Source organism: Bordetella petrii (assembly GCF_000067205.1).
GTDB lineage: Bacteria > Pseudomonadota > Gammaproteobacteria > Burkholderiales > Burkholderiaceae_B > Bordetella_A > Bordetella_A petrii.
Window position 1 is genome coordinate 3,428,894 of sequence record NC_010170.1, and the last position, 22,459, is coordinate 3,451,352.

20 protein-coding genes are annotated in these 22,459 nt (G+C 67.6%); 2 read left to right on the plus strand and 18 right to left on the minus strand.

What is annotated here, in order from left to right:
- Positions 1–2 precede the first annotated feature (2 nt).
- The 10 genes from BPET_RS16570 to BPET_RS16615 form a co-directional block, all read right to left on the minus strand.
- On the minus strand, positions 3–893 hold the full coding sequence (locus tag BPET_RS16570; RefSeq protein WP_012250171.1) for an ABC transporter permease: 891 nt from the start codon (positions 891–893) through the stop codon (positions 3–5).
- 107 nt (positions 894–1,000) lie between these two features.
- Entirely contained in the window at positions 1,001–1,975 is a 975-nt protein-coding gene (locus tag BPET_RS16575; RefSeq protein WP_012250172.1) for an ABC transporter substrate-binding protein, read from the minus strand.
- Between the two features lie 157 nt (positions 1,976–2,132).
- Positions 2,133–3,449, minus strand: a complete 1,317-nt coding sequence (locus tag BPET_RS16580) for a TRAP transporter large permease (protein WP_012250173.1) — start codon at positions 3,447–3,449, stop codon at positions 2,133–2,135.
- Positions 3,446–3,940, minus strand: a complete 495-nt coding sequence (locus tag BPET_RS16585; protein ID WP_012250174.1) for a TRAP transporter small permease subunit — start codon at positions 3,938–3,940, stop codon at positions 3,446–3,448. The genes BPET_RS16580 and BPET_RS16585 overlap by 4 nt, the downstream gene beginning before the upstream one ends.
- Positions 3,941–3,998: 58 nt before the next feature.
- Positions 3,999–4,994: a TRAP transporter substrate-binding protein gene (locus BPET_RS16590; RefSeq protein WP_012250175.1), complete on the minus strand. Its 996-nt coding sequence runs from the start codon at positions 4,992–4,994 to the stop codon at positions 3,999–4,001.
- A 143-nt stretch (positions 4,995–5,137) separates the two neighbouring features.
- Positions 5,138–6,679, minus strand: coding sequence for a malonate--CoA ligase (locus BPET_RS16595; RefSeq protein WP_012250176.1), 1,542 nt, complete (start codon positions 6,677–6,679; stop codon positions 5,138–5,140).
- A 5-nt stretch (positions 6,680–6,684) separates the two neighbouring features.
- The gene (locus BPET_RS16600; protein WP_012250177.1) at positions 6,685–7,479 is read right to left on the minus strand and encodes an enoyl-CoA hydratase/isomerase family protein; all 795 of its coding nucleotides are present in this window, start codon (positions 7,477–7,479) and stop codon (positions 6,685–6,687) included.
- 7 nt (positions 7,480–7,486) lie between these two features.
- Positions 7,487–8,785 (minus strand): malonyl-CoA decarboxylase domain-containing protein, encoded by a 1,299-nt coding sequence (locus BPET_RS16605; protein ID WP_041863010.1) that lies wholly within the window; start codon positions 8,783–8,785, stop codon positions 7,487–7,489.
- The gene (locus tag BPET_RS16610; protein WP_012250179.1) at positions 8,736–9,494 is read right to left on the minus strand and encodes a GntR family transcriptional regulator; all 759 of its coding nucleotides are present in this window, start codon (positions 9,492–9,494) and stop codon (positions 8,736–8,738) included. The genes BPET_RS16605 and BPET_RS16610 overlap by 50 nt, the downstream gene beginning before the upstream one ends.
- 116 nt (positions 9,495–9,610) lie before the next feature.
- Positions 9,611–10,381, minus strand: coding sequence for a class I SAM-dependent methyltransferase (locus BPET_RS16615; RefSeq protein ID WP_012250180.1), 771 nt, complete (start codon positions 10,379–10,381; stop codon positions 9,611–9,613).
- 57 nt (positions 10,382–10,438) lie between these two features.
- On the opposite strand from BPET_RS16615, the gene BPET_RS16620 reads away from it, so the two are divergent.
- Positions 10,439–12,025, plus strand: coding sequence for a gamma-glutamyltransferase (locus BPET_RS16620; RefSeq protein WP_012250181.1), 1,587 nt, complete (start codon positions 10,439–10,441; stop codon positions 12,023–12,025).
- Here the strand turns inward: BPET_RS16620 and BPET_RS16625 are convergent.
- From BPET_RS16625 to BPET_RS16645, 5 genes are read right to left on the minus strand one after another with little or no spacing between them, the layout of a single operon-like run.
- The gene (locus BPET_RS16625; protein WP_231852605.1) at positions 12,007–13,077 is read right to left on the minus strand and encodes an acyl-CoA dehydrogenase family protein; all 1,071 of its coding nucleotides are present in this window, start codon (positions 13,075–13,077) and stop codon (positions 12,007–12,009) included. The genes BPET_RS16620 and BPET_RS16625 overlap by 19 nt on opposite strands.
- Positions 13,078–13,099: 22 nt before the next feature.
- A complete protein-coding gene (locus tag BPET_RS16630) occupies positions 13,100–14,308 on the minus strand; it encodes an acyl-CoA dehydrogenase family protein (protein WP_012250183.1) in 1,209 nt (402 codons plus the stop codon).
- Positions 14,305–15,273, minus strand: a complete 969-nt coding sequence (locus BPET_RS16635) for a tripartite tricarboxylate transporter substrate binding protein (protein ID WP_012250184.1) — start codon at positions 15,271–15,273, stop codon at positions 14,305–14,307. The genes BPET_RS16630 and BPET_RS16635 overlap by 4 nt, the downstream gene beginning before the upstream one ends.
- 27 nt (positions 15,274–15,300) lie before the next feature.
- Positions 15,301–17,388 carry an acetate--CoA ligase family protein gene (locus BPET_RS16640; RefSeq protein ID WP_012250185.1) on the minus strand — a complete coding sequence of 696 codons (2,088 nt, stop codon included), beginning with the start codon at positions 17,386–17,388 and terminating at the stop codon, positions 15,301–15,303.
- Positions 17,385–18,188: an enoyl-CoA hydratase gene (locus BPET_RS16645; protein WP_012250186.1), complete on the minus strand. Its 804-nt coding sequence runs from the start codon at positions 18,186–18,188 to the stop codon at positions 17,385–17,387. Before BPET_RS16645 ends, BPET_RS16640 begins: the two co-directional genes overlap by 4 nt.
- A gap of 119 nt (positions 18,189–18,307) precedes the next feature.
- Between BPET_RS16645 and BPET_RS16650 the strand changes: the two genes are divergently transcribed.
- On the plus strand, positions 18,308–19,075 hold the full coding sequence (locus BPET_RS16650; RefSeq protein WP_012250187.1) for an IclR family transcriptional regulator: 768 nt from the start codon (positions 18,308–18,310) through the stop codon (positions 19,073–19,075).
- 36 nt (positions 19,076–19,111) lie between these two features.
- Here the strand turns inward: BPET_RS16650 and bktB are convergent, their stop codons facing one another.
- From bktB to BPET_RS16665, 3 genes are all read right to left on the minus strand, one after another.
- Positions 19,112–20,293: a beta-ketothiolase BktB gene (gene bktB / locus BPET_RS16655; protein ID WP_012250188.1), complete on the minus strand. Its 1,182-nt coding sequence runs from the start codon at positions 20,291–20,293 to the stop codon at positions 19,112–19,114.
- Positions 20,294–20,382: 89 nt separating this feature from the next.
- Entirely contained in the window at positions 20,383–21,177 is a 795-nt protein-coding gene (locus tag BPET_RS16660; RefSeq protein WP_012250189.1) for a crotonase/enoyl-CoA hydratase family protein, read from the minus strand.
- Positions 21,178–21,262: 85 nt separating this feature from the next.
- Positions 21,263–22,437, minus strand: a protein-coding gene (locus BPET_RS16665; protein WP_085970191.1) for an IS3 family transposase whose coding sequence is annotated in 2 segments (ribosomal slippage) — positions 21,263–22,188 and positions 22,188–22,437 — 1,176 coding nt in all. Because the reading frame shifts where the segments join, the coding sequence is not laid out codon by codon here.
- Positions 22,438–22,459: the final 22 nt, after the last annotated feature.

Below are 22,459 nucleotides of genomic sequence, written 5' to 3' on the forward strand. Positions count from 1 at the left end.
GGTCAGGCTCCTTTCTTGCCGAGCAGGCGGCGCTTCATCATGGGAATGACCAGGGCAATGGTGACCAGCACCGCGGTGACCAGGTTCAGGTCCTGGGCCTGCAGGCCGATGAAATCGCTGTTGAGCGCCAGCGCGATGAAGAAGCGGTAGACAATCGCGCCCAGAATGACGGCCAGCGTGGCCAGCACCATCTTGCGCGACGGCAGGATGCTTTCGCCCACGATGACGGCGGCCAGCCCGATGACGATGGTGCCGATGCCCATCGAGATGTCCGCGCCGCCCTGGGTCTGGGCGAACAGCGCCCCGGCCAGGCCCACCAGCGCGTTGGACAGGGCCATGCCGGCCAGGATCATGCCGCCGGTGTTGACGCCCTGGGCGCGCGCCATGCGGCCATTGGAACCGGTGGCGCGCATGGCCAGGCCGGTCTGGGTGGCCAGGAACCAGTCGAGCAGCAGCTTCACCGCCACCACCACGCCCACCAGGATCAGGGGCCGCGCCACATAGTCGCTGAGCCATGCGGGCTGCAGGATGGTGAACACCGTGGGTTCGGTGATCAGGGGCACATTGGGCCGGCCCATGATGCGCAGGTTGACGGAATACAGCGCGATCATCATCAGGATGCTGGCCAGCAGGTCCATGATGCGCAGCCTGACGTTGAGCCACCCGGTGATCAGCCCCGCCACGGCGCCCGCCGCGGTGGCGGCCACCGTGGCCGAAAAGGGATCCATGCCGCCCGAGATAAGCGTGGCGGCCACGGCGCCGCCCAGCGGAAAGCTGCCGTCAACAGTGAGGTCGGGAAAGCGCAGCAGGCGGAAGGAAATCAGCACGCCCAGCGCGACCAGGCTGAAAATCAGGCCGATTTCCAGGGCGCCGAGCAAAGAGAACAGGGACATGAATCGAGTCGGGCCGGCCGCGTCTTTTGAACCCGGCCGGCGCTGCCTTGAATTTTGTGCGGAGAATGAAAGCACGCGCCGCCGGCCCGGGCCGGCGGCGCGCGGGATTACTTGATGACCTCGGCGGCCGATTTCAGCAGCGCGTCGGACAGGGTGACGCCCTGCTTGGCGGCGGCGCCCGGGTTGACGAACAAGCGCAGGTTGGAGCTGGTTTCGGAGGGAATGGCGCCGGGTTTTTCGCCCTTCAGGATACGCACGACGATCTTGCCGGTCTGCACGCCCAGGTCGTGGTAGTCGATGCCCAGGGCGGCGATGGCGCCGCGCTTGACGCTGTCGGTGTCGGACGCCACCAGCGGGATCTTGGCGTCGTTGCCCACTTTGACCAGGGACTCATAGGCCGACACGACGTTGTTGTCGGTATTGGTGTAGATGACGTCGACCTTGCCGATCAGGCTGCGCGCGGCCGAGGCGACGTCTACCGTGCGCGGCGCGGCGGCTTCCACCAGGGTCATGCCGGCCTTGGGCAACAGGTCTTGCAGCTGCTTGACCACCACCACCGAGTTGGCTTCGCCGGGGTTGTACACCATGCCCACGCGCTTGGCGCCGGGCACGACCTTCTTGATCAGTTCGATTTGCTTGTCGAGCGCCAGCAGGTCGGACACGCCTGTGACGTTGGTGCCCGAGGCTTCCATGCTGGGCACCAGCTGTGCCGCCACCGGATCGGTAACAGCCGAATACACCACGGGCACGTCTTTGGTGGCCGCCACCACGGACTGGGCCGACGGCGTGGCGATGGCCACGATGGCGTCGGGGCGGTCGCCCACGAACTTGCGGGCGATCTGCGCGGCGGTGCCGGTATTGCCCTGCGCGCTCTGGTATTGCCACTTGAGATTCTTGCCGGATTCATAACCGGCTTGTTTCAGGGCATCTTGCACGCCGTCGCGGACGGCGTCGAGGGCGGGGTGTTCGACGATGGCCGTGACGGCCACCGATTTTTGCTGCGCCGCAGCAGGAGCGGCCTGGATAGCCAGCGCCGCCGCCAGTGCGCCCACCGTCAGAAAATGTTTTTTTCCGATCAGCATAGGGTCAACTCCTTGCACCGTTTGGGTATTGTTTATTGTCACACGGCCGGCGCCGGCGGCTTCCCGCCAGCCTGCCGGCCCGTGAAACCGCTAAGTCTAACGTGTCAGGCCAGGCTTTGCGGCGCGGGAAATCCCTACGATGGTGCATGGCCCCCCATTACGCCGCCGGCCCCATGACGAGTTCGGGCAGCCAGGTGACGATTTCGGGGAAGATGCACAGCAGCACAATACCCGCCAGCATCACCAGTACATACGGCAGCGAGCCCCACAATACCTCTTTGGTGGGCACCTGTGGCGCGATTGAATTGAGCACGAACAAGTTCAGGCCGATGGGCGGGGTGATCAGGCCGATTTCCATATTGATGGTCAGCACCACGGCGAACCAGTACGGGTCGAAGCCGGCCTGGACGACGATGGGATACAGCAGCGGCGCGGCCATGACAATAACGGCCACCGGCGGCAGGAACATGCCCGACACCAGCAGGAAAACGTTGATCATGCCCATCAGCACCCAGCGGTTGACTTCCAGCGCGGCAATGGCCTGCGCCACGGTCTGGGTGATGAACATCGACGACAAGGCGAAGGCGAACAATTCGGCTGAGGCCATGATCATCATGATCATCACGCTTTCGCGCATGGCCGAACTGAAGATGCCGGTGTAGGTCTTCATCCGCACGAGCCGGTACACCACCGCCACGACCAGCAGGGTCAGCATGGCGCCGGCGCCGGCCGCTTCGGACGGGGTGGCGACGCCGCCATACAGCACGAACAGCAGGCCCACCACGATCATCAGCAACGGCAGCACGCGCGGCAGCGTGGCCAGCTTGTCGCGCAACGAGTACGACACCTTTCCCACGTCGAAGCTGAACCCCTGGCGGCGCGCGTCCAGCAGCGCCCAGGCCATGAACATGCAGGTCAGCATCAGGCCCGGCAGCACGCCCGCCAGGAACAGCCGGCCGATCGAGGTCTGGGTGGATATCCCGTAGACGATCATGGTGACCGAAGGCGGGATCAGGATGCCCAGGGTGCCGCCGGCCGCAATGGAGCCGGTGGCGACCGAGGCCGGATAGCCGCGGTTCATCATCTCGGGAATGCCCATCTTGCCGATGGCGGCGCAGGTGGCCGGGCTGGAGCCCGTCATGCCGGCGAAGATCGCGCAGGCGCCGATGTTGGACAGCACCAGCCCGCCCGGCACCTTGTACAGCCAGCGGTCCAGCGCCTTGTACAGATCGCCCCCGGCGGGCGTGCCAGCCACGATGGCGCCCATGAGCACGAACATGGGAATGGAGACATAAGCCAGGTTGGCGATGCCGGCAAACATGGTTTCGGCCAGGACCTCGACCACGGACGGTCCCATGTCGAGAAACAGCCCGCCCACGGCGGCCAGGCCCAGCGCGAAGGCGATGGGCATGCCGGTGCCCAGGAAGACGAACAGCGCGGCAATGATGGTGACAGCGGCCCAGGTCGGACTCATGCGTATTCTCCCGGCGAGCATATCTTGAGAATCTCAACCAGGTATTGGAGGCTGAGCAGAATGAAACCCAGCACCATGGGAGCCAGGGGAATCCACAATGAAATGGCGTCGATGGTGGGCGTGGTCCAGCCGCCGTCCCAGGCGGCATACCAGTACATGGCGCTGGCCACGGCCATGACCAGGCAGAATGCCAGGCCGAGCACGGAGGCCACCAGGTTGAGCCGCCGCAGGGCGGCGCCGCGCAGCAGCAGCTCGATGACTTCGACGCCGACGTGACCACGCGTCAGCAGCACATAGGGCGCGCCGATGAAGATGGCGGCGGTTGCCGAAAACACCACCACCTCTGTCTGCCAACTGGTGGGCGCGCGGAATACATAGCGCATGAAGATCATCTGGCAGACCACCACCATGGCCACTATCAGCAAAAACGCGGCCAGCACGCCGGCACCGCGCGACAAGCGCTCTACCGCCGCTACAAAACATCGAAGCATGGCTTCCCCTTCTTGTGAAATCGGCGGCGGGTCGCCCCGCCGCCCTGTCGTGACGCGCTTATTGCACCGCCAGCGCTTTCTGCAGCAGCTCTTGGCCGCCCTTCACCTTGTCGGCGAAGTTCTTGTAGGAAGATTTTTTGGCCACTTCCATCCAGGCATCGAAGTCGGCCTTGCTCATGCTGACGACCTCGACGCCAGCCTTGCTGAAAGCATCGACCATTTTCTTCTCGCCCTTGCGCGCCTCTTCGGTGAAATAGTCCTGGGCCTTCTGGGCGGCGGCCATGATGGCCTTCTGCTGCTCGGGATTGAGCTTGTCGTAGGTGCGCTTGGACATCACCACCGGCTCGTACATGAACCACAGCGCGTTCTCGCCCGGCGCGGTCAGGCACTTGGCCTGCTCGTACAGCCGGTACGACACGAAACTGTCGTTCGACGTGTTCGCCGCGTCCAGCACGCCCGTCTGCATGCCCGTGTAGACTTCGGACGAAGGCATCGAGGCGATCGAGGCGCCGGCCGCGGCCAGCATCTGCTCGAAGGCCGGGCCGGCAGCCCGGATGACCTGGCCCTTGATGGTGTCGGGCGAAGTGATGCAGTGCTTCTTCGACGCGAAGCCGCCGGCCAGCCAGGCATCGGCGATCACCACCACGCCGTTCTTTTCCGTCAGGGCGTGGATTTCTTTCATGAAATCCGACTTGTTCAGGCGTAGCGCGTGATCGAAGTTGCGCACCAGGCCAGGCATCAGCGTGGCCGAAAACTGCGGAACCCGGCCCGAAGCGTAGTCAAGCGGGAAAGCGGACATGTCGAGCTGGCCGCGCGTGAGCGCCCCCCATTGCTCGGTGGCCTTGTACAGCGACGAGCCGGGGAAGACCTGGATTTTCAGGCCGACATTGGCGGCAGCCACTTCGCGGGCAATGATCTGCACCATTTCATCGCGCGGATCGCCCTGGCCGCCCGGAAACTGGTGCGAGGCGCGCAGCGTGATGTCCTGCGCCGTGGCCGCCCCCGCGGCGACCAGCGCCGCCCCGAGGACGGCGATGCGAATTGCGTTCTTCATGATTGTCTCCATGTTCAGATAATTCTTTCGTGAAGGAACTGCAGCTGCGAACGGGGCGCCAGTACTTGGCCGGCGCCTTGCGTGGAAAATATCGTGGGTTGTGCGATTCTCCTGCTTGAACGAAATAGAAGATCGGCGCGCGCTCAGCGGCCGGCGTATTCGGTGCGCAGTACGTTTTTCTGTACCTTGCCCATGGTGTTGCGCGGCAATTGCTCGATCAGGTGGATCTGCTTGGGCACCTTGAAATTGGCAATGCGTGTTTTCAGTTCGGCCTGCATGGCGGCGGTGTCCACAGAGGCGCCCGCGCGCGGCACCACCACGGCCACCACGGCCTCGCCGAAATCCGGGTGCGGCACGCCGATGACGGCCGATTCCGACACGCCCGGCATCTCGTCGATGAGCAGCTCGATTTCCTTGGGGTAGACGTTGTAGCCGCCCGAGATGATCAGGTCTTTGCTGCGGCCGACGATGGACAGGTAGTCGCCGGGCACTTCGCGCCCGCCCGAGTCGCCCCCCCAGCGGCCCACGTCGCCGGTGCGGAACCAGCCGTCGGCGGTGAATTCTTCGCGGGTTTTCTCGGGCATGCGCCAATAGCCGGCAAACACATTGGGACCGCGCACCTGCACGTTGCCGATTTCGCCCGCGCCCAGGGCGGCGCCGGCATCGTCGACCACGCGCACCTGCACTCCGGGCAATGCCTTGCCCACGGTGCCGCCCAGCCGCTCGCCGTCGGCAGGATCGTACGGGTTGGAAGTAAGCATGACCGTTTCGCTCATGCCGTAGCGCTCGAGAATGGTGTGGCCGGTGCGGTCGCGGAATTCGTTGAAGGTTTCCATCAGCAGCGGCGCCGAACCGGAAATGAACAACCGCATCCGCGCGCAGGCCTTGCGGCCGAAGCGCGCGTCGGCCAGCAGGCGTACGTAATACGTGGGCACGCCCATCATTACCGTGCAGCGCGGCAGGTAATGCAGGGCCTGCTCGACGTCGAGCCTTGGCAGCCAGATCATGCGCGCGCCCGCCAGCAGCGCGCCGTGCGAGGCCACGAACAGGCCGTGCACGTGGAAAATCGGCAGCATGTGCAGCAGCACGTCGTCGGCGCGCCAGCCCCAGTAGCGGTGCAGCACCTGGGCGTTCGAGGCCAGGTTGCCGTGCGTCAGCATGGCGCCCTTGCTGCGTCCGGTGGTTCCAGAGGTGTACAGAATGGCGGCAAGGTCGTCGGCGCGGCGCGCCACGGTGTCGAACGACTGGCTCATGCCGCCAGCGGCATCCAGCAGCGTGCCGCTGCGGTTTTCATCCAGCGTATACACATGGCGGGTGCCGGCCTGGTCGGCCACGCGGCGCACCCATTCCAGGTTCTTGCTGGCGCACACCACCACCGCGGGCTCGGCATCGCCCAGGAAGTACGCCACTTCGCTTTCGCGATACGCCGTGTTCAGGGGCAGGTACACATAGCCGGCGCGCAGCGTCGCCAGGTACAGCAGCAGCGCCTCGGGCGATTTCTCGACCTGCACGGCCACGCGCGCGCCCTCGGGCAGGCCCAGCGATGCCAGCAGGTTGGCCAGGCAGGCGCTGGCGCGATCGATGTCGTCCCAGGTGTACAGCAGCTCGGGCGTCTCCAGCGCGATCTTGCTGCGGTCGGCGGGAAAGCCGCCCGCCAGAATGGTGTACAGATTGGCGTTGCTCACCTTGTCTAGTCTCCAGTGAATACGGGCGGCCGGCCCGCCAGGAAGGCGCCGACGCCTTCGCGGTGGTCGCGGCTCTCTGCGTATGAAAAAAAATCCTGATAGTCGGCTTCGCCCAGCGGCTCGCCCTGCAACAGCCGGCGCGCCTGGCGTTTGTTGATGCGGGCGGCCAGAGGCGCGCCCCGCATGATGCGCTCGGCGCTGGCGCGCGCCTGCGCGGCCACGTCGGCATCGGGCACCACGCGGGTCAGCAGGCCCAGCGACTGCGCCTCGGCGCTGTCGAACACCCGGCCTTCGAGCAGGATGGCCAGCGTGGCGGCGCGGCCCGCCAGTGCCAGCAGGCCGCGCATTTCATCGGGCGCCATGGGAAAACCCAGCCGGTTGATGGGCACGCCGAAGCGCGACGATGCGCCGGCGATGCGCAGGTCGCACTGGCAGGCGACCTCCAGGCCGCCCCCCACGCACACGCCCTCGATCTGCGCCACCACCGGGTGCGGGCAGTTCGCCACGGCAGCCAGCGCCGGCGCCAGCACTTGCTGGTGATAGTGGCGCACGCGCTGCAGATCGCCGCGCGCCATTGGAAACTCGCGGATATCGGCCCCGGCCGCGAACTGCCCGTCGGCGCCTCGCACGATCACGCAGCGCACCGAATCGTCGGCGGCCAGCGCCTCGAAGATGCCGCGCAGTTGCTCCCACATGGCGACGGTGATGGCGTTCAGGCGACCGGGATGCGACAGCGTGACCACGGCCAGCGCGTCTTCGCGCTGCAGCCGCACCTGCCCTGTAGATGGCGTTTCGTACATGGCTGCCCTACCCGATCCGCGCAATGCCGCGGCTCACGCGCGGCTTGCCTTCGCCCAGCTGGACCAGGTTCGCGTCCAGGTCGTCCAGGTCGTACAGATAATTGACCATCATGCCGCACGACTGCGCCAGGCCCTTGGGCGACGTATCGGCCGCCCAGTTCAGGCGCTCGATGCGCGCGCCGTTGCCCAGGTGAAAGCGCGCCACCGGGTCCAGCGGCTGGCCGTTCTTCATGGACAGCAGGTAGTGTGCCGCCAGCCTGAGGCCCGCGCGCTGCACCACTTCGGACGGCTTGCCTGTGGCGGCCTTGGCCAGCCGCGCCACCCAGCGGGCGCCATCGGGCGCGCCAGCGCGGGTGCGGGCCTTGTCGCGCACAATGGCTTCGACCTCTTGCGCGCTCAGGCGCGACAGCCAATCGGCCAGGCCGGGAATGGGCGACAGCGTGGCGAACGAGCGCAGCTTGGGCACTTCTTCGAGCAGGCGTTCGATGACGCGCTTGAGCAGGAAGTTGCCGAAGCTGATGCCGCGCAGGCCCGGCTGCGTGTTCGATATGGAATAGAAGATCGCCCAACGCGCCTTGTCCAGGTCCTGCGGCGGCGCCCCCATGTCGAGCAGCGCCTGCACGTTGTCGGCCATCTGCGTGGCGAAGGCCACCTCGACGAAAATCAGCGGCACGTCGGGCATCTGCGGATGGAAATAGGCGTAGCAGCGGCGGTCGGACGCTACCCGGTGGCGCAGGTCGTCCCACGAGCGGATCTCGTGCACGGCTTCGTAGATGATCAGCTTTTCCAGCAACGAGGCCGGCGAATCCCAGGTCAGCGGACGCAGTTCCAGCAGGCCCACGTCGAACCAGGCCGACAGCAGGCCTTCCAGGTCTTTGTCCAGAGCCTGCAGCCCCGCTACCTGCTTGCGCCAGCGCAGCATGTCGGCGCGCAGGGCCACCAGGAAGCGCAGGCCGTCGGGCAAGGCATTGAAGCGCTTGAACAGCCTTTGCCCCTGGTCGCCGCGCGGCTCCAGGCCGGCGCTTACCTGCGCCAGGCCGGCCAGCAGTTCGCGGCGGCGCTTGCTGTCGGCCGCGGCGTAGGCGCCGCACCAGCTGCGCGCCAGTTTGTTGGCGGCCACGTCGGTCAGGCGGGCCTGGAACAGCGGCAGAATCTCGGCGGTGCCGGGCAGCCGGCCGCTGTTCCACAGGCGGCTCAGCCGGGCCATGAGGCCGGCGTGTTCGGCGGCGGCCTCGCCTTCCGGCGCGGCATCGCCCTCAGGCGGCCGGGCGCCGCGCGCGAGCGGGCTGGAGTCTAGGGCGGTCATGGGCAGGCTCCTGGGTAAGAGACGGGGAAGAGGGGGACGGCGCATCGGCCTCGCCAGCCTCGCTGGCCAGCAGGCGCAGGGCGTCGAGCTGGCGCAGCAGGTGCTTGCGCGCCAGGGCTTCGGCGGCATCCGGGTCGCGCGCCCTGAGCGCGGCGTAGATCGCCAGGTGCTCGGCGCAAGATTCGGCGATGCGGCCGGGCACGCTCAGGCTCTTGTGGCGGAACAGGCTGAGCACCTTGCGCAGGTTGCCCACCATGTCCGACAACCAACGGTTGTCGGCCAGCCCCTGGACCGCTTCATGAATAAGGAAGTTGGTGTCGTAATAGGCGTCGATGCGGCCGGCGGCGGCGTGGTCGGCCAGCGCCTGGTGCAACGGCTCGAGCGCGGCCAGGTCGGCGTCGGACGCCTTCAGGGCGGCCTCGTGGGCGCAGCGCCCCTCGAGCATGGCCATCAACGGGAAAATGTCTTCCAGGTCGCGCAGCGACAGCTCGTTGACGAAGCAGCCGCGACGCGGTTCAAGGCGCACCAGGCCTTCGGTGGCCAGCACCTTGAGGGCTTCGCGCAATGGCGTGCGCGAAATGCCCAGCAGGCCCGTCAGGCGCGTTTCGTCGATCCATTCGCCGCTGGCCAGCGCCCGCGAGCGGATCATGGCGCGCAGGCGGTCGGCGACCTCGAGATATAGCGCTTGCCTGACGATGGGAGCAGTCATGGAAGGCCCGCGAGCGGTTCCTGTAATTCATAATTATAGGAAAGCCCATCATACCCCCCGCCACTGACACGCGATAGCCCCACCCCACCCCGGGGAAACCCGGGCCCGCCGGCGGATCAGAGGTGCAGCACGCCCGCCACGGCGTGGCGGACCAGCGACCGCGCCCAGCGGCGCGCCGGCAGGCCGTAGCGGCTTTCGACCTCTTCGGCGCGGGCCAGCAGCCGGGCCGGCGTAATAGCCAGGGGCGGGCCGCTGAAAGCCAGCACGATCTGGTTGCCCGCGTCGATTTCGGGCAGCAGCACGATGCGGTCGTCGAAGGCGCGCCGCAGGTTTTCGATGTTGCGGTCGAAGCTCTCGTGCTGGCCGAACAAGTTGACCGACAGCACCCCCACGTCGCCCAGAACGCGCCGGCAGTCGCGGTAGAACGCTTCCGAGTCGCGCACCGGCCCGCGGGCCGAGGCATCGTACAAATCCACCATCAGCACCGGACAACGGCCGGCGTGGCGAGGGTCGGCCACCCAGGCCGCCGCGTCGTCGTGGTCGATCGACAGGCGGGCAGCGGCCGGCAGGCGAAAGAACATCTGGCACACCGCCGTGACCTGAGGGTTCCATTCCACGACAGCCACCGGGCTGCGGGTGTGCTTCAGGCAGAACCGGGCCAGCGAGCCCGCGCCCAACCCGAGCAGGCCGATGGCCTCGTCTTTGGGGGGGTCGAGGAACAGCAGCCAGGCCATCATCTGGCCGGTGTATTCCAGCACCAGTTCGGCCGGGGCCTTGATGCGCATGGCACCTTGGATCCATTCGGTGCCGAAATGCAGGTAGCGGATGCCGTCGGCTTCGGAAAGCGTGGGCTGGTCGTGGACAGGAGAGGACGATCGTGCGGGCATCGCGCGATTGTAGCCAGCGCGGTACCCTGTGGCCTGGCCCGTCACCAAGGAACGCCGATGTCCGACCAGTTCTCGACCACACAGATCGTACGCAAGACTGTCATCCGCACCGCTGGCGGGCTGGTGGCGTCGCAACACCGCAAGGCCGCCGAGGCCGGCGCCCAGGTGCTGGCAGCCGGCGGCGACGCCGTGGACGCCGCGGTTGCCGTGTCATTTGCCGCGGGCGTGGTCGAACCCTGGATGAGCGGTCCCATGGGCGGCGGCGCCATGACCCTGTACCGCGCCGACGAAGACCGGGCCAAGGTGGTGTATTTCGGCATGCGCTCACCCGCGGGGCTGGACCCGGCCCACTACCCCCTTGCCGGCGGCGGCGCGGTGTCGTCCGACCTGTTCCCTTGGCCCGCGGTGCAAGACGATCGCAACGCGCGCGGCGCCACGGCGGTGGCCGTGCCCGGCACGGTGGCGGGCATGGAACTGGCCCATGCCACCTATGGCCGGCTGCCCTGGCGCGAGCTGCTGCAACCGGCCGTGGCGCTGGCGCGCGAAGGCCTGCTGATCGACTGGTACACCACCCTGATGATCGCCGGCTCGGCGCGCTGGCTGGCGCGCGACCCCGACGCCGCGCAAATGTTCCTGGACGATGGCGCCTGGCCCAAGGCCAGCGGCTGGTCGGCGGCGGCCGGGCTGCGCATTGCGATGCCGCGCGCCGCCGACATGCTGGCCAGCCTGGCCGAGCAAGGCCCGCGCGCGTTCTACGACGGCGACATCGGCGCCGAACTCGCGCGCGACGTGCAAGCCAAGGGCGGCTGCCTCAGCCACCAGGACCTGCGCGACTATCGCGCCCTGCTCCAGGAGCCGCTATCTATTCCCTATCGGGGCGGACGTATCCACGCCACGCCGGAAATGACGGCCGGCCCCAGCCTGGCGCGCTGCCTGCAGCGCTTGCAAAGCCGGCTGCAGCCTGGCCGCGCGCCGGGCGCGGATGCCTACACGGCCTACGCCGAGGTATTGCGTGACGAATACCGCTGGCGCCTGTCGAACATGGGCGACAACGAAGACCCGCGCACCCCCGCCTGCACCACGCACTTCAGCGTGGTCGATCGCCACGGCAACCAGTGCGCGGTGACCCAGACTTTGTTGTCGGCCTTCGGATCGCACGTGGTGTCGCCTTCCACCGGCATGCTGCTCAACAATGGGATCATGTGGTTCGACCCCGAGCCGGGAAAGGCCAATTCACTGGCGCCGGCGCGCCGCTGCCTGATGAATATCTGCCCCGTGGTGGGCGAGGCCGGCGGGCGCCGCTTCGCGCTGGGCGCCTCGGGCGGCCGCAAGATCCTGCCCGCGGTCATGCAGTTGGTCTCGTTCCTGGTCGACTACGGCATGAGCCTGGAAGACGCATTCCACCATGCCCGCCTCGACGCCAGCACCGACGTGCTCCTGCTGGACCCGAAACTGCCGCGCGACGCCTATGAGGCCCTGGCGGCGGCCCACCCGCACGCCGCCGCGCCGCGCACTTTGTACGCGTACGCCTACGCCTGCCCGTCCGGCGTGCTGCGTGAAGACGGGCACAACGAAGGCTGCACCGAAATCATGTCGCCGTGGGGCGACGTGGCGCTGTCAGAGACTTACGCGGCGGCCGGCTGAGCGCCACTGTCCCACAGTAGGTCCAGCAGTTCTGTCTGGCGGCGCCCGCCGCCCAGCATCGCGGCAATATGCAGCACGCGCTTCAGGTACAGGTGCAGCCCGCTTTCCCAGGCGATGCCCAGCGCCCCATGCACCTGGATGGCATGCTGGGCGGCGCGCGGCGCACTTTCCAACGCCAGCAGCTCGGCCACCGCGCAGGCATGTGCGGCCGCCCCGGCGTCCGCGCGCTCGAGCAGGCACAGCGCCTCTTTGCCCGCCAGCATGGCATCGTCCAGTGCCATCCAGTGGTCGGCCAGGCGATGCTTGATCGCCTGGTTGGCGCCGATGGGGCGGCCGAATTGCTGGCGCTCGCCAGCATGCGCCACCGCCGCGTCCAGGGCGGCCGACGCGGCGCCCAGCATCTCGGCCGCGCGCAACAGGCGATAGCCCTGCTGCCAGCCGGCCCAGGCGCGTTCATCGAGCGCTATTTCAATGGCGTCGACGGGCGCGGCGGCGGGCAAACGGGCCGTGCCGATCGTGGGGTCGACCCCGACGCCGACGGGCGCATCGGCCAAGTCGTGCAATTCCAGCCGCAGGCCCTGGCCGCCGGCGCGCCGCCACGCCAGCGCGCGCCGGCCGGGCAGCGCGTACTCCACCAGCAGGCTGCCGTCGGCCTGCCAGGCGGCGGGCGCGTGGCAAGCGTCGCCGGCCAGCACCGGCGCCAGCCAGGCGGCCAACGGACCATCAGTCTGCCGCGCCGCGGGCAAGCCCGGCAAAAGCGCCATGTTGGCCACGAGCGGCGCTGCCAGCAAATGGCGCCCGGCCTGGACAGCCAATGGCCACGCCGCGCGCAAGCCCAGCCCGGAGCCGCCGGCCGCCTCGGGCAACAGCACGGCGAGCCATCCCAAGCTTGCCAGTTCGCGCCACCAGTCGGCCTGCCAGCCGGCATCGTTGACGCGCGCCGGCGCGCCGGCGGCCGGATGCCTTTCATCCAGGAAGCGCCGCGCGGCGTCTTCCATCATGCTTTCGATGTCGTCCGCTTCGGCTGTTTCCGCCACGTTCATTCTCTGCATTTGTCCTTGTTTGTTCTTGCGTTCAGCCCTTGGGCAGGCCAAGCACGTGCTCGGCGATGATGTTGCGCTGGATTTCCGAGGTGCCGGCCAGAATGGTTTCGGCGCGCGACCACAGGTAAGCGCGCAACAGGCCCGCGTCAGTACCGTGCGGCATGGCGGGCGCCAGGCAGGCGTCCAGGCCCAGCAGGTCGAGCCCCAGTTCAAGCAGGCGCTGGTGCGCCTCGCTCCAGTGGATCTTGGTCGATGACCCCTCCGGGCCCGGCGGATCGCCGCGCTGCGCGCGCAACAAGGCGCGCCGTGACTTCAACGCAAGCACGTGGCTGTCGGCCGCCAGCCGGGCCCAGCGATGCCGCACCGACACGTCCCGCGACCGGCTGTCGCCGTCGGCATCGGCGCGGCAGGCCAGCGCCCTTACCTGCACGAGCTCTTGCGCAAAGCGCACCAGCCGCGGAATGAAGTACGTGCCGCGTTCAAAACTGGCGGCCGCCATGGCGATCTTCCAGCCCTGGTTCTGCTCGCCCAGCAGGCAATCGGCCGGCACGCGCACGTTGTCGAAGAAAACCTCGCAGAATTCCGCCTCGCCGGTCAGTTGGCGGATCGGCTCGACACGCACGCCGGGGTCGCGCATATCGACCAGCAGAAAACTCAGGCCACGGTGCCGTGGCGCCTGCGCGTCGGTACGGGCCAGCACGAAGCACCAGCGCGCGCGATCGGCGAACGAGGTCCATATCTTGTGGCCGTCGAGCAAATAGCCGCCGCCCGGCGCGGGCTCGGCGCGAGTGCGCAGCGCGGCCAGGTCCGACCCCGCGCCCGGCTCGGAATAGCCCTGGCACCACACGTCGCGATTGGACAGAATGCCGGGCAGGAAGCGGCGCTTCTGTGCCTCGGTGCCAAAATGCAGCAGCGTGGGGGCCAGAATGCCATGACCGATCAGGTTCACGCCCAGCGGTGCGCCGCAGCGCGCGTGCTCTTCATGGAAAATGGCCTGGCGCTGCAGAGGCAGCGCACGCCCCCCATACGCGCGCGGCCAGCCCAGCCCCGACCATCCGTCCGCGCACAGCGCGTCTTCCCAAGCCTGGCGAAAATCCAGGTCCGCCGGGTCGGCGACGCCGGGCCACTGAGCGGCGAAGCGGGCGTAGCGCGCGCCCAGCCAGGCGCGCAGGCCCGCGCGGAACGCGGCGTCGTCGGCCTGGGCGTCGAGAGCGCGGGCGTCTATATGGGCGTGGCTCATTGCAGGCGAATGTTCGAATCGCGGGCCACCTTCGCCCAGGTTCCGATGTCCTGCTTGATGAAAGCCGCGAAGGCCCGCGGGTCGCTGCCGATGATGTCCAGCCCCAGGTCGGCAAACTTGCGCTTGACGTCCTCGCGCTTGAGGGTCTTGGCCAGCGCCTGGTAGATGGTATCGATGGCGGCGGACGGCGTGCCGGCCGGCGCCACCAGCCCCAGCCACGGCATTGCCGAATACCCCGGCAGCCCGGAGGCGGCCACCGTAGGCAATTCGGGCACCGAGGCCGACGGCTGCGCGGTCGTCACCGCCAGCGCGCGCAGCTTGCCGTCTTTCACGAAGGGGCCCGACGATGCCCAGGCATCGAACATCACCTGCAGCCGGCCGGCCACCAGGTCGGTCAGGGCGGGCGAACTACCCTTGTAGGGAATGTGCTCCATCTCGACACCGGCCATGTGCTTGAACAGTTCGGCCTCCAGGTGCGTGGAACTGCCCGTGCCCACGGAGCCATAGCTGACCTTGCCCGGATTGGCCTTCAGGTAGGCCACCAGTTCGCCCACCGTCTTCACCGGCACGGACGGATGCACTTCCAGAATATGCACCACCGACGCCACCTGACTGACCGGCACGAAATCCTTGACGGGGTCGTAGTTCACCTTGCTGTAGATGCTGGGCGCGATGCCCAGCGACGAGGCCGCCATCAACAGCGTGTAGCCGTCGGGCTGGGCGCGCGCCACGTAATCCGAGGCGATCAGCGTGCCGCCGCCCGGCTTGTTCTCCACGATGACGGGCTGGCCCAGCTCGGTGCCCAGGTGCTCGGCGATCAGGCGCGTCATGATGTCGGTGGCGCCGCCCGGCGAGAACGGCACCACGATGCGCACAGGCTGCGTGGGATAGTCGCCCTGCGCCCAGGCCGTGCCGCTGGCGGCCGATGCGGCCAGTGCGATGCCGGCCAGTATTTTTTTCAACATGATGTCTCCTCCTTGTGGGTCGATGGACTACTGTGATGACGGCAGGATCAGCGCGTCCAGCACGGCGACGCCCTGCCCCGCCTCTTTGACGAGCAGCGGATTGACTTCGATCTCTGCCGCGGCGGGCGTGGCGAGCAAGGCCTCGCCCACCGCGACAATGGCCTCGCAAGCCGCGGCCAGGTCGGCCTTGGGTTTGCCCCGGTAGCCGTCCAACAGCGGAAACACTTTCAGCTCGCGCAGCATGGCTTCAGCCTCGGCCGCATCGATCGGCAGCACGCGATGGCTGGTATCGCCGTACAGCTCGGTCAGCACGCCGCCCAGGCCCACCGTCAGCACCGGGCCGAACACCGGGTCGCGCGTGGCGCCCACGATCAGTTCGGCCACGCCCTGTTCCATGCGCTGTACCAGCACGCCGTCCAGGCGCGCCTGCGGCGCATGGGCGGCGGCGGCCTCTTGAACGCGGGCATGCGCGGCGCGCACCGCGGCGGCGTCGGACAAGTGCAGCGCCACCCCGCCCGCCTCGGTCTTGTGCGCGATGTCCGCGCTGAGAATCTTCAAGGCCACCGGGTAGCCCAGCACATCGGCCTGCGCCACCGCCTGGTCTGCGTCGCGCGCCTGGCGCGCCGTGTCGCGCAAGCCGAAGCGCCGCAGATAGTCGCGGGCCTGCGCCTCGTGGCAGGGCAGCGCGGGCGCCTTGCCCTCTTGCCGCGGCCCGGGCGTGGCGGCAACGGTCGCGCGGCCACGCTGTCGCGCATCGCACCACGACAGAAACGGCGCCAGCGCCGACACGGCGCGCCCCAGGTCATCGAACACGGCCACGCCTGCTTCGCGCAAGGCCTGCCGGCACTGGGCCGCGCCGGTGTCGATGGCGGCGAACAGGCGCGGATGCGCGCGCGCCACCTCGCCCAGCGCGTCAGCCATGCGGTCCAGCATGTAGCCCGGGGCGTAGACCACCACCGCGTCCACCGCGTCCGAGGTGGCCAGCGCCTGCAGCGCCGCGCGCACGAAACCGGGGTTGTTCACCACATTGCCGGTGAGGTCCACCGGATTGCCCACCATGCCGTAGTCGGGAATGCCGTCGCGCAACACCTGTTGCAGCTGCGCCGGCAGTTCGGGCAGGTCGAGGCCGGCGCCGATGAAGCGGTCAGCCAGGATGGCGCCCAGGGCGCCCGACATCGTCAGCACGGCCACGCGCCGGCCGGCGGTGCGCTGCCGCAATGTGGCCAGGCATGCCAACTGCGCCATCTGCGCGAAATCGTGCGCCTCGATCACGCCCAGCTGGCGGAACGCGGCGCTGTAGATGCGGCGGTCGCCGGCCAGCGCCGATGTATGCGAGCGCACCGCCTGTGCGCCCTTGTCGGTGGCCCCGGCCTTCAAGGCGATCAGCAGCTTGCCGCGCCGTTGCAGTTCGCGGCAGGCGCGCACGAAGCGCGGGCCGTCGCGCAGTTGCTCCAGATAGCCCAGCACGATCTCGGTGTGCGGGTCCTGCGCCAGGTATTCCAGGTAGGCGGAAAAATCAATGCAGGCCTCGTTGCCCGTATTGATGAACTGGGAAAATGGCAGGCCTTCCCTGCGCGCCAGAGCATAGACGGCAGCGCACACGTTGCCGCTTTGCGTCAGCAGGCTGACCTGGCCTGGCCCTTGCTGCATGGGCGCGGTCTTGAAAACCGACGCGAACGCCGTGTGGGCTTGCGTGTTCAGGTTGGCGAAGCCCATGCAGTTGGGGCCGGCCACCAGCATACCCGATTCGGCGGCAAAGGCCTCCAGCTCGTGTTGCAGGCGCAGCCCGTCGCCACCCGCTTCGGCAAAGCCGGCCGCATACACGATAGCGGCTCGCACGCCATGCGCATGGCAGCGCTTCAGCATGGGCGTGACCTCGGCGGCGCCGATGGCCAGCACGGCCAGATCGACCGGCTGGGGCACCGATTCAATATCGGGCCAGCAGCGCAGGCCAAACACTTCCTGGTACTTGGGATTCACGGGGTAGACGTGCCCGGCATAGCCGAAGCGCGTCAGGAGCTCCAGCGGCATGCCGCCGATGCGGCCGGCGTTGTCGCTGGCGCCGATCAACGCGATCGACCCCGGGTTCAGCAATGGTTCCAGGCGGTGCGTCATGCGGACTCGCCCGACTTGTTGCGCTGAATGGCCTGGGCCAGACCGCGCTCGCGAACCACGCGGTATTCCTCGGTCAGGTGCGACAACTGGTGCGTGTCGAAGTGCGCGGCCAGCGCGGTGCGAAAACCCTGGGCGTCGGCACTGCGGTTCAGCGAGCGCTTGAGCAGCTTCAGCCCGAAAGGAGGCGCCTGGGCGATGCGCTGCGCCAGCGCCAGCGTGGCCGCGTCCAGTTCGGCCAGCGGCACGACGCGGTTGACCATGCCGATGCGCAGCGCCTCTTGGGCGTCGATTTTCTCGCCGGTGTAGAGCATTTCCTTGGCTTTGCGCAGGCCCATCACCCACGGGTGAATCAGCACTTCGGTGGCGGCCGCGGCCAGCGTGTGGCCGACCGGATCGGAAAAATAGGCGTCGTCGGCGCAAACGACCAGGTCGCACATATTGGCGACCATGAACCCGCCGGCCACGCAGGCGCCCTGCACCTGGGCGACGGTGGGCTTGGGAAAATCCCAGATACGCAGGCAGTAGCCGTAGTAGCGGCGCGACTCGTATTCCCAACGCTCTTCAACCGTGAAATCCGCGCGCTTGGCCTGCGCCTCTTTCAGGTCGTGGCCGGCCGAGAAATGCGCGCCCTGGCCGGCCAGCACCACGACCCGCGTCTGTTCGTCGGCGGCGGCCCGGTCCAGCGCCTGGTCCAGTTCGTCCAGCATCTGCTGGCTCTGCGCGTTGCGCGCCGCGGGGCGCGCCAGGCTGATGCGGCAGACCGCGCCATGCTGCTCCACGGCCAGGGTCGCGTAATCCATGATGTCTCCTTGGGTGCTTGTGCCGGATTGAATTTACGCCGCGACATTCCTAGAATACAAAATCTAAATTCAAAATTTCCCACAATATGAACACCAAGCACACGGCAGGAGCGCAGAGCATGCGCCGGGCCTTGACCTTGCTGCGGGTGCTGGCGCAGCACCAGGAAGCCGGCATAGACCTGCAGGGCGTCATGGCCAGCACCGGCCTGGAACGCTCCACCGCGCATCGCCTGCTCAGCTGCCTGCTGGAAGAGCGCTTCGCCGAGCGCAATCCGGCCAGCCGCAAGTACCGGCTGGGCGTCGATGCCATGCAGTTGGGCTTTGCCTCACTGCGCCACACGCCGCTGCTGGACACGCTGCGGCCATTCACCCAGAAGCTGGCGCGCCTGTCGGGCGACACGGTGTTCCTGGTGATACGCCAGGGCGACTACGCCTTCTGCCTGCTGCGCGAAGCCGGCAGTTTTCCGGTCAAGGTGTTCACCATCGACCAGGGCGAGCGGCGGCTGTTGGGGGTGGGAGCGGGCGGCCTGGCCCTGCTGGCCAGCCTGCCCGATGACGAGATCGCGCAGCTGTACCAGCGCCACGCGCCGCTGTACGAGCAGGCAGGGTTCAGCCACGCGGGCATGATGAAAATGGTGCGCCGCACGCGCCAGGCAGGCTATTCCACCATCGTGGACACCATCACGCCCGGGGTATCGGGCGTGGGCGTGGCGTTCCCGGTATCGGCGCTGACCTGGGTCGCGGTGAGCTTCGGCGCCATCAGCAGCCGGCTCGACGCGCGGCGGCGTGTAGAAATGGGGGAGCTGCTGCGGCGCGAATGCCAGGCCTGGGCAGAAGAATATGCGGGGCAGCGAGCCCCTGGTCGTCTCGAAAGGCCGGGCGCCTGAAGCACTTGCGTGCCAGGCGCCCGGCCATGCGCCGGCTTACAGCCGCTCGAACACGGCCGCAATGCCCTGCCCGCCGCCGATGCACATGGTGACCAGCGCGTAGCGTCCCTGGACGCGCTGCAGTTCATACAGCGCCTTGACGGTAATGATGGCGCCGGTGGCGCCGATGGGGTGGCCCAGGCTGATGCCGCTGCCGTTGGGGTTGACCTTGACCGGGTCGAAACCCAGTTCGCGCGCGACCGCGCAGGCCTGGGCGGCAAAGGCCTCGTTGGCCTCGATTACATCGAGCTGGTCTACCGTGAGGCCGGCCCGCTTGAGCGCGGCCTGGGTGGCGGGCACCGGCCCGATACCCATGATTTCGGGGTCGACGCCCGCGTGCGCGTACGCCACCAGGCGCGCCAGCGGCTTGACGCCCCGGCGCTCGGCCGCGGCGGCGCTCATCAGCACCACGGCGCCCGCGCCGTCGTTCAAGCCCGAGGCATTGCCGGCGGTGACCGTGCCGTTTTCTTTCTTGAACACGGGCTTCAGGCCAGCCAGGCTTTCGGCCGTGACATCGCGCCGCACGTGCTCGTCGGTGTCGAACGTGACCTCGCCCTTGCGCGTTTTCATGACGATGGGCACGATCTGTTCGCGGAAATAGCCGGCCTCGATGGCGGCGGCAGCGCGGCGATGCGACTCGGCGGCCAGCGCGTCCTGGTCGGCGCGGCTGATGTCGAACTTGGCGGCCACGTTCTCGGCGGTGACGCCCATGTGCATGCGACCGAACGGATCGGACAGCGCGCCCGTCATCATGTCGAGCAGGGCCGCGTCGCCCATGCGCGCGCCCCAGCGCTGCGCCGGCGCGATGTACGGAGCGCGGCTCATGCTTTCGGCGCCGCCGCCCACGGCGATCTCGGTGTCGCCCAGCATGATGGTCTGCGCGGCCGACACGATGGCCTGCAGCCCGGAGCCGCACAGGCGGTTCACGTTGAACGCCGGCGTTTCCTTGCCGATGCCCGCGTTCATGGCGGCCACGCGCGACAAATACATATCGCGCGGCTCGGTGTTGATGACATGGCCCATGGCCACGTGGCCGACTTCGGCGCCAGCCACGCCGGCGCGGGTCAGGGCTTCTTTGATGACAGCGGCCCCCAGGTCGATGGGCGGCACGTCTTTCAGGGCGCCGCCGAAGTCACCGATGGCGGTGCGGGCGGCGGCGGTGACGACGACTTCATTCATGGTGTTTCTCCAGTCCGGCATGCCGGCACGATACCGGCAAGAACAAGATCCATCATAACGCCCTGGCCGCTCGCGGGCCGGCGGCCGGATCAGCCCTTGCGGGCGGCGCGCCGCGCGGCGAAATCGGCAACGGCCTGGGCGTGTTCCGGCGTTTTGTGGGCCAGCGACTGATAGGCCGCCGACAATTCCAGCAAAGTGTCCAGGCGGGCGTGCTGGCCTTCGCGCAACAGGCGCTTGGTGAGTCGCACCGCGTCGGGCGAATTGGCGGCAATGCGCCGCGCCAGCGCCCGCGCCTGTGGCAGCAATTCGTCCGCGGTCACCACGCGCGACACCAGTCCCCATTCGAGCGCCGTGGCCGCGTCGATGGCGTCGCCGGTCAGCGACATCTCGGCCGCGCGCGCCATGCCGATCAGGCGCGGCAGGAACCACGCGCCGCCGTCGCCGGGCACGATGCCCAGCTTGACGAAGCTCTCGGCAAAGCTGGCCTGCTCGGCGGCGATGCGCAGATCGCACATGCAGGCGAGATCGCAGCCCGCCCCGATGGCCGGGCCGTTGACGGCGGCGATGGTCGGCACCTCCAGCGCGTGAAAAGCCAGCGGCAGCCGCTGGATACCATGACGGTATTCCTGGCGCAATGCGGTTCCCCCCACCCCGGGGCCGATCTGGCGCTGCATGTCGTTGATGTTGCCGCCTGACGAAAACACGCGCCCGTTGGCGGTAAGAATGACGACGCGCACCGTGGCGTCGGATTCGATGCGCGCGCACGCCTGCAGCAGGGCGTCGACCATGCCGCTGCCAGTCAGGGCGTTGCGGGTTTCTTGATGATCCAGCGTCAATACGACGATACCGTCGTCGTCCTGTTCGTAATGCAGTAAGTCGCTCATGCCAGCAGTGGCCTCGTGTAAAGAAAAAAATGATCAGGCCCCAGTGACGTTGCCCGCGAATTTCGGATCCCTTAACTGAGCGAGATTATGCCACCCGTTGGTTCTGGGCGGCGTACCAGTCCCGCTCGAATTGCATCGGGCTGACGTAGCCCAACGTCGAGTGCAAGCGCGAATGATTGTAGAAGCTCAACCAGTCGATTACCTCGTCCATCGCTTCGCGACGCGTTGCAAAGCGCTGGCCGAGGATGCGTGCACGCTTGAGCGATCCCCACAGGCTCTCGGTCGGTGCGTTGTCCCAGCAATTGCCTCGACGGCTCATCGAACTGCGCATGCCGTAGCCCTTGAGCAGGTCCTGGAAGTCATGACTGCAATACTGGCTGCCACGGTCACTGTGGAGGATCAGGCCCGCTTGCGGACGGCGGCGAAACCACGCCATACGCAGCGCATCAGACACCAGCTCCGTGCGCATGTGCGGCTGCATCGACCAGCCCACCACCTGACGGCTGAACAGGTCGAGAATGACGGTCAGAAACAGCCAACCCTCGTCCGTCCAGATGTACGTGATGTCCGTAGTCCAGACCTGGTCGGGACGCGCGGGAGAGAAGTCTCGTTGCAGCAGGTCCGGTGCGACCGGCAGGCTGTGTTTGCTGTCGGTCGTGACCTTGAACCGGCGTTTGGTCTTCGCCTTGATGCCGTGCAGCTTCATGAGCCGCTGGACACGATCCTTGCTGACGCGAATGCCCTGGACCAGCAGTTGCTTCCACACGCGCGGCCAGCCGTACTCGCCTTTGGATTCAGCGTGCACGGCCTTGATGTGCACCAGCAGAGCGTCGTTGCTGATGCGTCGGCGCGGTCGGTCAGTATCGACATCCCGCACCTTGCGCGCGTGGTAACCGCTGGGGCTGACACCCAGCACCTGGCAGCTCAGGGACACCGGCCATTGTCGGCTGTGAAGCTCGATCCAGGCGTACTTCATGCCGACACCTTCGCAAAGTACGCCGTGGCTTTTCCCAATATGTCGCGCTCCATCTTCACGCGTGCCAACTCCGCGCGCAGCCGGGCAATCTCCATCTGTTCTGGAGAAACCTGTTTGCCTGCGCCGTTCAGCTTCCCAGCGGCATCGGCCTTCACCCAGTTGTGCAGCGTCTTCGGGCTGATGCCCAGTATCTTCGCCACCGCCGCCATGCTCTGGCCGCCGCGGACCATGCGCACGGCTTCCAGCATGAATTCCTGCGTATATCGAGCTCTCGGATTACCCATCTTTCCTCCCTCCTTGCGTGAG

Coding starts and splice junctions, on each gene's coding strand:
- BPET_RS16570 (WP_012250171.1), bottom strand. CDS start 893: ATGTCCCTGTTCTCTTTGCTCGGCGCCCTGGAAATCGGCCTGATTTTC.
- BPET_RS16575 (WP_012250172.1), bottom strand. CDS start 1,975: ATGCTGATCGGAAAAAAACATTTTCTGACGGTGGGCGCACTGGCGGCG.
- BPET_RS16580 (WP_012250173.1), bottom strand. CDS start 3,449: ATGAGTCCGACCTGGGCCGCTGTCACCATCATTGCCGCGCTGTTCGTC.
- BPET_RS16585 (WP_012250174.1), bottom strand. CDS start 3,940: ATGCTTCGATGTTTTGTAGCGGCGGTAGAGCGCTTGTCGCGCGGTGCC.
- BPET_RS16590 (WP_012250175.1), bottom strand. CDS start 4,994: ATGAAGAACGCAATTCGCATCGCCGTCCTCGGGGCGGCGCTGGTCGCC.
- BPET_RS16600 (WP_012250177.1), bottom strand. CDS start 7,479: ATGTACGAAACGCCATCTACAGGGCAGGTGCGGCTGCAGCGCGAAGAC.
- BPET_RS16605 (WP_041863010.1), bottom strand. CDS start 8,785: ATGACCGCCCTAGACTCCAGCCCGCTCGCGCGCGGCGCCCGGCCGCCT.
- BPET_RS16610 (WP_012250179.1), bottom strand. CDS start 9,494: ATGACTGCTCCCATCGTCAGGCAAGCGCTATATCTCGAGGTCGCCGAC.
- BPET_RS16615 (WP_012250180.1), bottom strand. CDS start 10,381: ATGCCCGCACGATCGTCCTCTCCTGTCCACGACCAGCCCACGCTTTCC.
- BPET_RS16620 (WP_012250181.1), top strand. CDS start 10,439: ATGTCCGACCAGTTCTCGACCACACAGATCGTACGCAAGACTGTCATC.
- BPET_RS16625 (WP_231852605.1), bottom strand. CDS start 13,077: ATGCAGAGAATGAACGTGGCGGAAACAGCCGAAGCGGACGACATCGAA.
- BPET_RS16630 (WP_012250183.1), bottom strand. CDS start 14,308: ATGAGCCACGCCCATATAGACGCCCGCGCTCTCGACGCCCAGGCCGAC.
- BPET_RS16635 (WP_012250184.1), bottom strand. CDS start 15,273: ATGTTGAAAAAAATACTGGCCGGCATCGCACTGGCCGCATCGGCCGCC.
- BPET_RS16640 (WP_012250185.1), bottom strand. CDS start 17,388: ATGACGCACCGCCTGGAACCATTGCTGAACCCGGGGTCGATCGCGTTG.
- BPET_RS16645 (WP_012250186.1), bottom strand. CDS start 18,188: ATGGATTACGCGACCCTGGCCGTGGAGCAGCATGGCGCGGTCTGCCGC.
- BPET_RS16650 (WP_012250187.1), top strand. CDS start 18,308: ATGCGCCGGGCCTTGACCTTGCTGCGGGTGCTGGCGCAGCACCAGGAA.
- bktB (WP_012250188.1), bottom strand. CDS start 20,293: ATGAATGAAGTCGTCGTCACCGCCGCCGCCCGCACCGCCATCGGTGAC.
- BPET_RS16660 (WP_012250189.1), bottom strand. CDS start 21,177: ATGAGCGACTTACTGCATTACGAACAGGACGACGACGGTATCGTCGTA.